Below are 11,446 nucleotides of genomic sequence, written 5' to 3'. Positions count from 1 at the left end.
GTCAGCCCCCGTCCTATGCCCCAGGACATCCCTAATTCAGAATGCGTTCCATGTTCGGCACGATGACGAACTCCTCGTGCCATTTGCTGATGAAGCGGATGAACTCCGGACGCCAATGCATGCCGACCCGCGGCGTCTGCTGCACATCGGCGCGAACGATCTCGGTCACCTCATACACCTTGTCGGCGGTGAGCCCGACCAGAACCGGCTCGTTGTCGATCCGGAGCTCGATCACGACGATGCGGGTGTCGACGGAGGCTTCCGCCACCGGCATGCCGAAGCGGATGCGCAGATCGGCGAGCGGAATCACATTGCCCCGCACATTGATCACGCTCGGCACGAAGGCTCGCGCGCCAGCCACCTTCGTCACCGGCACCGGATCGATGATCTCGCGCACCAGCTCGGCTTCGAGCGCGAACTTCTCCTCGCCGAGCCCGATCATAACGACCTGAAGCGCGCCGTCAGTCGCCGCGGACGCGTCCTGTTTGTGCGCGCTGCTCATCAAGCCGCCTCGTTGATCTGCTTCTCGGTCCGAACCTGCGCCAGCGCCACGAGCTGCGCCACGTCCAGAATCAGTGCCGCGGTGCCGTCGCCCAGAATGGTCGCGCCCGAGAAGATCGTGACGTCCGAGTGAAGCTTCGACAGCGACTTGATCACCGTCTGGTGACTGCCGATGATCTGGTCGGCCACCAGCCCGACGCGGCATTCGCCGGTCGAGATGATGATGGTCTTCTGATGCGGATCAGCCGCGGCATCGACGTGCAACAGTTCGCGTAGCCGCAGGAACGGCACCAGGCTGCCGCGCACATTGAGGAAGCTTCGGCCGCGCGAGCGCTGGTCCTCGGGCGTCAGCTCGACGCATTCCTCCACGGCGGACAGCGGAATGATGTAGCGCCCCTCGCCGACCCGGATCAGAAGGCCCTCGATGATCGCGAGCGTCAGCGGCAGCCGCAGCGTCACGGTGGTGCCCTGACCCGGCCGGGTTGAAAGATCGATCGAGCCGCGCATGTTCTCGATGGTGCGCTTGACCACGTCCATGCCGACGCCGCGGCCCGACAGCGCCGAAATGGTCTGCGCCGTCGAGAAGCCAGGGTGGAACAGGAACTGATGGATGTCGCTGTCCGACAGCGTCGCACCGGACGCGATGAGGCCCTGCTCTTCCGCCTTGGCCCTGATACGCGCGGTATTGAGGCCGCCGCCGTTGTCGCGCACCGTCACCAGCACCTGCGCGCCCGAATGGACCGCCTGCAGCTCGATGCGACCGGACTCGGTCTTGCCGGCGGCCGCGCGCGCAGCGTTATCTTCAATGCCGTGATCGATCGCGTTGCGGATCAGATGCACCAGCGGATCGGCCAGGCATTCGATCATGGTCTTGTCGAGCTCTGTGTCCTCGCCTGAGGTGATGAACTCCACGGGCTTGCCGAGATCGCGCGACAGATCGTGCACCAGGCGGCGGAAGCGGCCAAACAGCGAGCCGATCGGCACCATGCGCGCGCCCATCGTGGTGTCGCGCAGGCTGCCCGCGAGCCGTTCGATTTCCTCCGCGATCATCTTGATCGACAGGTCGTCGCTGCCCGCCGCCAACTGGCTGAGCCGGGCCTGCGCAATCACGAGCTCGCCGACCCGGTCCATCAGCTCATCGAGCCGCTCGGCCTGCACGCGCACCGTGGCGACCGCACGCTCGTCGCTCCGCTTCGGCTCCTCGCGGCGGGCCTTGGCAGGCGCCTGCGGCGCTGCCGGCTCCGCCGTTGCCGCGTCAACCGGCCGTGGCGCAACCGGCTCCCGTTCAGGCACGATGGCCGGTGCCGCTGCGGCCACAATCGCAGCCGGCTCGTCCTGGACGTCCACGTCTTGGACGAGCGCGTCCTGAACGAACGCGTCCTGGACCGGCGCGACCATTTGCGGCGTGACGTCGGCCTGCGTCAGCGGCGTGATCGTCAGCTTCATCTCGTCGCAGACGAACATGAAGACGTCGTCGATCGCGGCCCGATCGCAACCACAATGCAGCGTGACGTCCCATTTGAGATAGCAGTCTTCCGGCTCGAGTTCACCCAAGAGCGGAATGGCGTCGGTCAGCGGGACGGCAAAACAGGGACCGAGCTTGCAGAGATCCTCGAGCAGGTCGAGCGGGTTCGAGCCGTTGCGCAGCACATGCTGCTCGAATTCGAGATAGAGCTTCCAGCCCGCCGGACGCTTCGGCTCCGCCGATGTGGCGGTCAAGACGGCAACGGCCGGCTCTGCGGCGGCAGCCAGCGGCGCGACGAACTGGGTCAGATCGCCAAGGATGGCATCGCCGATGATCGTATCGGTCTCGTCGGGCGCCTCGATCAGGGCGCGGATGTAGTCCTTGGCGGCGAGCGCGACCGCGATCAGCTCCTGCGTGGGAACGATCTCGCCTTTTCTCACCCGGTCGAAGGCGGTTTCGAACTCATGGGTGAAGGCGGCGACCTTGTCGAACCCGAACATCGCGCCCGAGCCCTTGATCGTGTGCAGAGCGCGGAACGCAGTATCGACCAGATCCTTGTCGTGAGGTCGCTGGCCGAGATCGAGCAACGTGCCTTCCAACACCTCCAGCAGTTCGCTTGCTTCCTGGCGGAAAACTGCAGTGGCGTCGGCGAAGCTCATGACCGCACCAGCTTGCCGACCACCGCGAGCAGCTGAGCCGGGACGAAGGGCTTGGTGATCCATCCCGTCGCCCCGGCGCTCTTTGCTTCCTGCTTGGCGCCGTCACTGGATTCCGTGGTCAGAAACACGATGGGCAGTCCGGTGAGCGTCGGCTGCTTGCGCAAGGCCCGGATCAAATCCAGTCCGTTCATGACTGGCATGTTGAGATCGGTGATCACCATGTCGGGACGGCTGGCCTGCGCCTTAGCCAGGCCTTGGGCACCATCGCCCGCTTCGATCACGCTGTGGCCGGCCGGCTCGAGCGTCATTCTGATCATCTGGCGCATGCTCGGGGAGTCGTCGACAGTCAGGATCGTCGCCATTGGCGCCTCTTTATTGTTTGTGGAAATGATGCGTGATCATCTCGTCACTGGTGAAGCCCGCGCGGTGCAGGGTCTTGCGAAGCGCCTGCGAGAACGCCGTCAGGACGACCTTGCGTCCTTCGGCCCGGCCCGTCTTGGCGGTCGACAGCAGGAGCTGGATCGACGTGACGTCGGCCTTGTCGACATGCGAGCAGTCGATTTCGAGCCGCTCATGACGACCGAAGGCATCGCGGATCAGCTCGCACACCACCCTTATGCATGCGATGCTGCAATCGGCCGGAAGGCGTAAGGCCTGTCTGGGTGGAATCAGATCAGACATCGGCCGAGCCTCCAAATCGCTTTCGATCCACATGACACAAGTGAGTGAACCGGATAGGTCGCCGACAATAGGTCTCAGGCATGAGGAAAGCGTTAATGACTGGGGCTTGCGGGTCCTACGCGATGCACCCTGCAGATGCGATGAGAATTGCGGCGTGCTGGACGCGGCATCGATGCTTGAAAGGCTGACCGCGCCGGGCACCCGTAACATTCCGGTGACGCGGTCGACGGTCCGACGTCTCGTCGCAAGCAATAGAGCAGCTGTTGCAGGTCGCAAGGCAGCTTACGTTGGCGTACGAGCCATCCCGAACAGTGACGAGGCTGCCCGCCTGTACTGATCACGCATGCGCGGCCTGTCTCATCGCTTCGATCCTGCTTCAATTGTCAAACAGCTCGCAGGCACGCGGCCGTGGTCTCGCGGCATCTGACGCCCGAGTTGTGCTGCGGCATGCCACCCTCAACATCAAGGAGGGCGCAGAGAAGGCCGGGAGCTCGCCGCCCCCATGGTCCGCGTGCAGCAAAGAAGCACGCGGCAGAACCACAGGTGCAGCCGAGATCACCCGGCCTTCCCCATAGGCGTTAAGTTTAGTCTTGCGTGTTGGAATCGTTCGTGATTCGAACATGGGATGACACGAGATTCGCTTTTGAACGAAGACTGGGCGAGCGTCGTTACGCAGCTAGGTGGGGCTGCGCAGCTCGAGAGCAGCGCGCGCCAGACGAAAGCTTTCGTGCGGCAACGGCGGATCCCTGATGCGGTGGCGTTGCTTCGGCTGATGCTGGCTTATTGTCTGGGTGAAAGAGGGTTAAGATCGACGGCCGCGTGGGCTGCTTCTGTTGGCCTTGCCAATCTGAGTAGCGTGGCGCTGTTCTACCGCCTGCGTCAATGTGGCGATTGGTTTACCGTGCTTGTGGAGCGCTTGCTCGCGGCGGCGGCGCCAAAGGCGAGCCGAGGCCGTCTGATCCGTATCATCGATGCCACGACAGTGCCTCAGGCAGGGCCGGCTGCGCGCAAGAACAGCGAGCTTTGGCGCATTCATAGTGCATTTGATCTGCCATATGAGCGGTTTGGCCATTTCGAACTGACAGATCAGCAAGAGGGCGAGACGTTTGACCGCATACCAGTGGTCAAGGGTGAGATCCGTATTGCTGACCGCGCCTATCTACAACCTGATCGGATCTCGGCAGTGCTCGAAGCTGGTGCAGATGTTTTGATCCGAGCGGGCTGGAAGAACGCACGTTGGCTTGATGCCAAAGGCTGTCCGCTCGATCTGATAGCCGAATTACGGGCGGGGAACGCCCGCGGACTGATCGATCGGCCGATTTGGATCAAACGCAAGGCCGGCGCGCCTCTGGCTATGCGTCTGATCGCAGTCAAGAAGTCTGCCGATGCGGCTGCCGCGTCGCGTCGTAAAGCCCGGCGAGACGCCCAAGACGAAAACCGCACCATCTCTAAAGAAACTTTGGAAGCGGCGGATTGGGTCATCCTGGTCACCTCGCTAGCGCCGGACGAGTTCACCGTCGAAGATGTGCTTGCGCTTTACAGACTGCGATGGCGGATCGAACTCGGCTTCAAGCGATTGAAGAGTTTGATCGGCCTCAAGACACCGCCTGGAACCGATCCGCGCTCCGCCAAGCCCTACCTGCTGGCTCATCTCTTGATCATTTTGCTGCTCGAACCGCTTGTCCGCGAGTTCGAGGACTCTCCCCACTGGACGCAGGCCGCCTGACGACACCTGGCGCTTGGCGTGTCTTGCAGCAACTCATTGCGTCCTTGCTACAAGCAATCATTCCACAACCAACCATCCGCCGCCTCCATCACAGCAAACGGGTACTGGACCGGCACCTCTACGAGCCACCTCGAAAACGACGATATCAATCGATGCCCGCATTATCTTAACGCCTATGCGGCCTTCCCTGCGCGATGGTTTTAACGCTTATACGTGCTCTCCCCGGGGACCGGCTTGATTGCCCCCGTCATCCGCGCGCTCGTCAATGAACAGCGCGGACCTAGCACCAGCACCGGGATGCCAGGACCACACGATTTCGCCGTCCGCGCCATGCCGTTCGTCCGCACGTGACAACGTGCTGCGCCACGCCGCGTCCATCCAATCCCACCTCGCGTGTCGTGACGACCGCGATACGCCCCTCGTGCCGAGGCGGGATGACGCGATGAAACAACTGATTTGGGGTCCGAGTCAAGAATTATTCTGGTAATCGGAAAAATTGATACAGAGCCAAGATTGCATGGAGATCCTCGCAGCTACGAGCCGGATCATGGATAGTTGCACTGTCGCCGTCATCGTTCTTGTCCCGTCGGCGGCAATGCTCATTAGAACATGACCAGCCTTAGCGCCGGCGCCGGGACACCAGCGCCACACGGGTTGATGTCCCAGCACTTTCCCGATTTGTCCAAGGACGGATCAGCAGATTGAAATCAAAAGCTTGCGCGGCTTGCCGTCATGGCTCGGCAAGGTCCTCCGAAGCACAGGCGTAATATCGTCTCGTTCAAGCGCCATCGAGTTCTCTAAGGATTTGATCGCGGTGCGCAACGAATTGAATTTGCGTGCAAAGGAATGTTTCCAAGAGGGAGCGGGCGAAAGTTGTGTCTTGCCCACGATGATCAAGTTCTTCTATGCGCTGTTCTTGATCAGAAATGGCCTGCTCGCCCCGCAATACGTGCTTCTCGGCTTCTGCCAAATGTTGAAGCTGCCTAGAACGATCCATGACGAGCCCCCTTCCTTTGCAGGCGGGAGCGCAATCGGTCTCTCAGCCACCGGCGCCTACGGGCCGGGCCGTTGCCGGTGATGCGCGATGATAGCCCCGCGTGCGGAATGGTTCCAGGTAGGCAGCGTAATATTCTTGCTTGCGCAGCAACGGAACCAACGGGCGGTCTGGCCGAACAAGCCGGTGGCTGGGCCACATGACCGGGAACCAACTTGCTCAACCCGAGTTCGTTCTCCATGCACGGGCCCATTGAAAGGGACATGCTACTCATTCGGGCGGATGCCGCCATCGCGCTAGCTCGGCTGTTAGAGAATCAATTGTCTGATCACATCGCAGTCGCCTGCGCCCAATGCCGTCGCACCGAGCAGCATGAAGCATTTCTGGCGGATCTGAACCCAGCCGTGGCGATCTCCTTGCTCGCGAGCGAGAAGCTCTGAACAAGGGACACCAGCGAACTCGGCCGCAAATTCGGCAGATGCTTCCGCCCGTTGGGAACTACGGCTTAGGAACGCTATCGCCGGTCTTTCTTTGTCATCGCGAGTGCGAGAACAGGGCGAAAGCTGGAACAGATGGCCCGCAATACTGCTTTGAAGGACTGCCGCGTTCTCGTTATCGAGGACGAATATTTCCTCGGAGATGATTTGGCGAACGCACTTCGATCGCACGGCGTCCAAGTGATCGGGCCAGTCTCCAAGTTCGCAGATGCGATGGCGATCCAGCACGACGGTTTTGATGTCGCTGTGATCGATATCAACCTGCGCGGATGCTCGGCCTACCCGATAGCGGACAAACTCCTGAGTCTCGGTAAGCCATTCGTCTTTGCAACAGGCTACGATGCCAATACCATTCCAGACCGCTTCCGTGCCGTGCAGCGATGGGAAAAACCCTATGAGCTCGACAAGCTCACAGCTGACGTCGCCGAATTATGTTGATCGCAGCTTCACCATGCTTGCAGTGTGAGGAGTGCAGGGTCATGCCCCCGCGGTTTGGGACCACGGGATAGGCCACGGAAAAAGTGCATTGTTACCGCAACCGCGCAATGTCGCGAGCAGATCGCTATCAGTGCCGCTGATGGTGCAAGAGCCGTCGAGGCGAACCCGCCGGCTGCGGTCCGACTCCGGGCTCATCCATCCCCGCTCTGACACCGCTCCATCTATCTACTCTCGCCGCGTTGATGAGCAGCTTGACCTCGCTGGCGGTGCTGGCGACCGCCCTGCCGTGCAGCTGCCGCACCTCCTCGTCGGTCGCGGCGATGATGTCGTCGCTGAGTGCTGCGAGCAAACGGGCCAGCTCAACGCGGGGGTGCCAGCGTGTCATGGCTCGCTCCAGGTCCGTTGATGGCGCAGCAGCGTGCGCCGCATGCGCCGCCGCGCGGTGTCATAGTCGAGGGCGGAGATGCCGTAGGCGCTGCAGATCTCCCTGGCCGCAAGGCCGTTGGCCATGCCGTCTATGATCTTCAGGGCAATCGGGTCTCCCGCGAACAGCCGGAAGATTTCGGCCAGGCTCGCGACCGCGACAGCCACCCGCTCGGGATCGGATACTTCGTCAACCGGATCGGCCAACGAGCCGCCCCGGCTCTGGTCATCGCGGCTGACGAGCAGCCGCTGCTCATGACGGACGCGGCGCCAATAATCGTCGCAGATGCTGCGCATGACGCCCGAAAGGAACGCGAGGATCGGCACGCCAAACGGCCAGACGCGCGATCCATCGAGAACGCGCACGATCGCCTCGTGCAGCACATCCGCCCAGCCGAACCCTTCCGGCAGCCCGCGGCTCCACAACTGGGCCAAGGCCTTCAGCCGCGCCAAGTCGGTCTCGGACAGCGCCTCGATCGCGGACGCAGCGTCGGCAGCCGTCCGGCCCGCTGCGCTGGCAATTCCCGAGGTGACTGTCGATCGTTCCATGTCCCTTACTATGCGGTCCAGCCGGCCCGGCGCGGACAGTGTACCGAAAAATATTTCGGCGTGTCTGCGCCGGCAACCCGCGCCCGCATCATCTCCATCCGCAACAGGAGAGAGCCATGGATGACATTTCGGCGGCGCGCCGCTGGTATGCCGAAGACCTGCGCTGCAAGACCCCGGTGCTGCGCAACCTGCATGTGATCGACGCTTTCGCCACCGTTCCGCGCGAGCCCTTCGTCGGCCCCGGCCCCTGGCGCATCATCCCCTACCCGTATCAGCAGCCCTTCGTCACGCCAGACAGCGACCCGCGCTGGCTCTATCACGATGTTCTGGTCGCGATCGATCCCGGCCGCAATCTCAACAACGGCATGCCGAGTTTCTGGGCGCGCAATTTCGAGCAGCTGGATATCGCGCGCGGCGAGCGCGTGCTGCAGATCGGCGCCGGGACCGGCTACTACGCGGCCGTGCTCGCCGAGATCGTCGGCGCCGGCGGGCGCGTCACGACGGTCGAGATCGATGCGGCTCTCGCGGAGCAGGCCCGCGCCAATCTCGCGCCCTGGCCGCAGATCAACGTGATCGCAGTCGATGGCCGCGCACTCGAGGCCGGCGCATTCGACACCGTCATCGTGTTCGCCGGCTGCACGCACCCGGCACCGCAATGGCTCGACGGCCTGGTCGAGGGCGGCCGGCTGCTGATGCCGCTCACCACCGACTCATGGTCAGGCTTTCTGCTGCATGTGATCCGGCGGGGCACATCCTTTGCGGCTTCATCCATCGGCGGGGTCGGCATCTACCCCTGCATCGACGGACGCGACGAGAATGCGAGCCAACGCTTGAAAGCTGCACTGGATGGGCTCGAAGCCCCCAAGATTCCCATCAGCGCTCTACATCGCGGCATTCCCTCACCTGCCGATGCCGAGCGGGTCTGGTATCAGGCACCTGGGTTTTGGCTGGAGCGTGAGCGGGCCGGAGCGGATGCGACAAGCCGCTGACCGAAGATCGTCCTCACAGCGGCGTCATACCGTGGCGGCGCTTGGTGTCCGCGGTCGCGGGCGAGGCGAGATAGCTGATGAAGCCGCGCGCGGCCTCCGCATGCCCCGCCGCCTTGCAGATCGCAGCGGCGAAGATCGTCTTCGGCTGCAGCGCCTCGGGCAAGAGGCCGACGATGTCGATGCCGGGCGCGCCCTGCATCTCGCTGAGCTGCTGGAAGCCGACCTCGACCGCGCCGTCAGCGAGCAGCTTTGCGACGGGGATGCCGGGCTTGGCCTGGACGATGCGGCTGGCGATCTCATTCTCCAGCCCCCAGTCGCGGGCCAGCTTCACGACATGGGCGCCGCTCGGGCCGGTGGAGATGCCGATCGACGCGGCGTTCGCCAGCGCCGCGCGCACCGCAGCCTCGTCCAGCGGGTCGGGCCGGATCGCGCCAGCGCGCACCGCCATCGCCATCGGCGACTCCGCGATTTCGACGATACTGCCGGCAACCAGCGCACCATCGGCCTCGAGCTGGCGCAGCGCGTCGGAGGCGAGCACGGCGAGGTCGAAAGGCTCGCCGGCGCGGATGCGCTTGGCGGCATCGACGCCGCCGACGGATTCGATGCTGACCGCCTGCCCGCTCGCCTGCTGATAGGCGCTTGCGAGTTCGGAGAGGATCTGCCGGGTCGCCATCGAGGAAATGCCAGTCACCGTCATGCTCATCGATCGCTCCGTTTGAGATAGCCGTGCCGCTTCAATCGCTGCGGTCCAAGCGCCGGGTCCAAGCCGCATCCGGCCCCGGCTTTCCGGATATTGCAAATGCCGCGGCGGAGCAAGCGGCCGACCGCCGCGAGGTCATGCCGGCCGGCGGATTTTCGTGTCCGCCGCAGCTCGACGTGCTGCGGCAATACGCGCATGATTGTTAGTTACAGCCGTAATCAGGTGACGCGCTCAGTCACGTGCTGTTGAGGCGACGATCGCTGAGCATGTGCTGAGAATGAATTGTCACAGGAGCTTCACATATTAGCACGGAGGGAGAACCGGAGCGTACGTACTAACAAGCCGATGACGAGAGCGCTTCCTGTCACATGCATTGATGCAGGATCATCCCAACGTCGCGATGCCTGCAAGGCGCGATGAGCCGAGCACAGACGCAGCTCATGGACGCCGCCGACGATTGAACAAACAACATTAGTGCGCCGGGCCGCTGCGGACGGCGGTCAGCATGGATCATTGATATGACGAAGACCAGCGGAGAAGCATTGCAGAAGCCGCAAACCGATGAGATCAGATGGCCGCGGAGCGGCCTGCTCGACCTGCTCGGCATCACCCATCCCATCATCCAGGCGCCCATGGGCCAGCACGCCGGACCGGCGCTGGTCGCAGCCGTCTCCAACGCGGGCGCGCTCGGCTCGCTTGGTTGCGGCCCGATGTCGATCGGAAGCACGCAGCGCCGTATCGCCCAGGTCAGGCGGGCTTCCGCGCGGCCGTTCAACCTGAACTTCTTTGCTCATCCCGCGCCGCTGGTCGATTCCGACACCGCCGATCTGGTGCGCGCCCGGCTCGCGTTCTACTACGGGCTGCTTGGCCTGGGCGCCGTGCCGCGGCCGACCGATCCGCTGCCGCGCTTCGACGAGAAGCGCCTGCAATTGATCCTGACGACGCGCCCGCGGGCCGTCAGCTTTCATTTCGGAATGCCGCCCGCGGCGACGGTGGCGCGGATCAAGCAGGCCGGCTGCGTCGTGATGGGCTCGGCCACCACGGTCACTGAGGCGCGGGCGCTGGAAGAGCAAGGCGCGGACGCCATCATCGCACAGGGCATCGAAGCCGGCGGCCCGCGCGGCACGTTCACGCGCGGCGACGGCGTCGGGCTGATCGGCACGATGGCGCTGGTGCCGCAGGTGGCGGACGCGGTGCGGGTGCCGGTGATCGCCGCCGGCGGCATCGCGGACGGCCGCGCCATCGCCGCCGCCTTTGCGCTCGGCGCCAGCGGCGTGCAGATCGGCACCGCGTTTCTCGGCTGCCAGGAGGCGGTCGTGCCCGCGCCCTATCGCGAGGCGCTTCGCCAGGCGAGTGACGACGACACCAGGCTGACCCGCGTCTTCACCGGCCAGCCGGCGCGCACCCTGCGCAACCGCATGACCGATGAGCTGGCGGACGCGGAGGTGATCGACTTCCCGGCCCAGCTCAGCCTGACGCGCGCGCTCGCGAAGGCCTGCGCGAAAAGCGCGCGCACCGACTTCGTGCCGCTGTGGGCGGGCCAGGCGGTGCCGCTGGTGCGCAGCCTTCCTGCAGCGGCGTTGATCGAGGCCCTGGTGACGGAGAGCCGGGCCTGGCTGCCGCGGCATCCAGTCCACTGATGGCGAGCGCGGCGCGAACAATCGGGATCGATGCGCGCCATGGCGCGTTGGCTCGCTGCGACCCGAGCGCACAAGCGTGCGCGCCTCGGCCGGGAGCCAGTTTTCCGCGCGCTGTGCATATCGGCGTGCAGAACACCTTGGCAACCTATGAAATAGTTGTGACGTTGGTGCGTCGGGAGCGCGC

Annotated in this window: 13 protein-coding genes; 5 read left to right on the top strand and 8 right to left on the bottom strand. The window is 64.0% G+C overall.

Translation table 11 applies throughout. The features are described from left to right. Window positions 1-31: 31 nt before the first annotated feature. From P6U24_RS05425 to P6U24_RS05410, 4 genes are read right to left on the bottom strand one after another with little or no spacing between them, the layout of a single operon-like run. Window positions 32-502: a chemotaxis protein CheW gene (locus P6U24_RS05425; protein WP_407158157.1), complete on the bottom strand. Its 471-nt coding sequence runs from the start codon at window positions 500-502 to the stop codon at window positions 32-34. Then, a complete protein-coding gene (locus P6U24_RS05420; protein WP_407158156.1) occupies window positions 502-2,625 on the bottom strand; it encodes a chemotaxis protein CheA in 2,124 nt (707 codons plus the stop codon). The genes P6U24_RS05425 and P6U24_RS05420 overlap by 1 nt, the downstream gene beginning before the upstream one ends. After that, entirely contained in the window at window positions 2,622-2,987 is a 366-nt protein-coding gene (locus P6U24_RS05415) for a response regulator (RefSeq protein WP_407158155.1), read from the bottom strand. The genes P6U24_RS05420 and P6U24_RS05415 overlap by 4 nt, the downstream gene beginning before the upstream one ends. A gap of 10 nt (window positions 2,988-2,997) precedes the next feature. After that, complete coding sequence (locus tag P6U24_RS05410; protein WP_407160792.1) at window positions 2,998-3,306, bottom strand: STAS domain-containing protein; 309 nt, start codon at window positions 3,304-3,306, stop codon at window positions 2,998-3,000. A 625-nt stretch (window positions 3,307-3,931) separates the two neighbouring features. On the opposite strand from P6U24_RS05410, the gene P6U24_RS05405 reads away from it, so the two are divergent. Next, window positions 3,932-5,032, top strand: a complete 1,101-nt coding sequence (locus P6U24_RS05405; protein WP_407158154.1) for an IS4 family transposase — start codon at window positions 3,932-3,934, stop codon at window positions 5,030-5,032. A 778-nt stretch (window positions 5,033-5,810) separates the two neighbouring features. Here the strand turns inward: P6U24_RS05405 and P6U24_RS05400 are convergent. Continuing rightward, window positions 5,811-6,029, bottom strand: a complete 219-nt coding sequence (locus tag P6U24_RS05400; RefSeq protein ID WP_407158153.1) for a hypothetical protein — start codon at window positions 6,027-6,029, stop codon at window positions 5,811-5,813. Between the two features lie 569 nt (window positions 6,030-6,598). Here P6U24_RS05400 and P6U24_RS05395 point away from each other — a divergent pair. Next, complete coding sequence (locus P6U24_RS05395; protein WP_407158152.1) at window positions 6,599-6,961, top strand: response regulator; 363 nt, start codon at window positions 6,599-6,601, stop codon at window positions 6,959-6,961. A gap of 127 nt (window positions 6,962-7,088) precedes the next feature. Here the strand turns inward: P6U24_RS05395 and P6U24_RS05390 are convergent, their stop codons facing one another. After that, entirely contained in the window at window positions 7,089-7,346 is a 258-nt protein-coding gene (locus P6U24_RS05390) for a hypothetical protein (RefSeq protein WP_407158151.1), read from the bottom strand. Further along, entirely contained in the window at window positions 7,343-7,837 is a 495-nt protein-coding gene (locus P6U24_RS05385) for an RNA polymerase sigma factor (protein WP_407158150.1), read from the bottom strand. The genes P6U24_RS05390 and P6U24_RS05385 overlap by 4 nt, the downstream gene beginning before the upstream one ends. Window positions 7,838-8,049: 212 nt before the next feature. On the opposite strand from P6U24_RS05385, the gene P6U24_RS05380 reads away from it, so the two are divergent. After that, a complete protein-coding gene (locus P6U24_RS05380) occupies window positions 8,050-8,922 on the top strand; it encodes a protein-L-isoaspartate O-methyltransferase family protein (RefSeq protein ID WP_407158149.1) in 873 nt (290 codons plus the stop codon). 13 nt (window positions 8,923-8,935) lie between these two features. Here P6U24_RS05380 and P6U24_RS05375 read toward each other — a convergent pair whose 3' ends face one another. Then, window positions 8,936-9,625, bottom strand: coding sequence for a substrate-binding domain-containing protein (locus P6U24_RS05375; protein WP_407158148.1), 690 nt, complete (start codon window positions 9,623-9,625; stop codon window positions 8,936-8,938). Window positions 9,626-9,648: 23 nt separating this feature from the next. On the opposite strand from P6U24_RS05375, the gene P6U24_RS05370 reads away from it, so the two are divergent. Both P6U24_RS05370 and P6U24_RS05365 read left to right on the top strand, forming a co-directional pair. Continuing rightward, window positions 9,649-9,828, top strand: coding sequence for a hypothetical protein (locus P6U24_RS05370; protein WP_407158147.1), 180 nt, complete (start codon window positions 9,649-9,651; stop codon window positions 9,826-9,828). A 312-nt stretch (window positions 9,829-10,140) separates the two neighbouring features. Further along, window positions 10,141-11,262: an NAD(P)H-dependent flavin oxidoreductase gene (locus tag P6U24_RS05365; protein ID WP_407158146.1), complete on the top strand. Its 1,122-nt coding sequence runs from the start codon at window positions 10,141-10,143 to the stop codon at window positions 11,260-11,262. Window positions 11,263-11,446 lie beyond the last annotated feature (184 nt).

Source organism: Bradyrhizobium sp. STM 3557 (genome assembly GCF_045571465.1).
GTDB lineage: Bacteria > Pseudomonadota > Alphaproteobacteria > Rhizobiales > Xanthobacteraceae > Bradyrhizobium.
The sequence above is the reverse complement of the archived record's forward strand: the minus strand, read 5'-3'. Positions and strand labels throughout refer to the sequence as shown.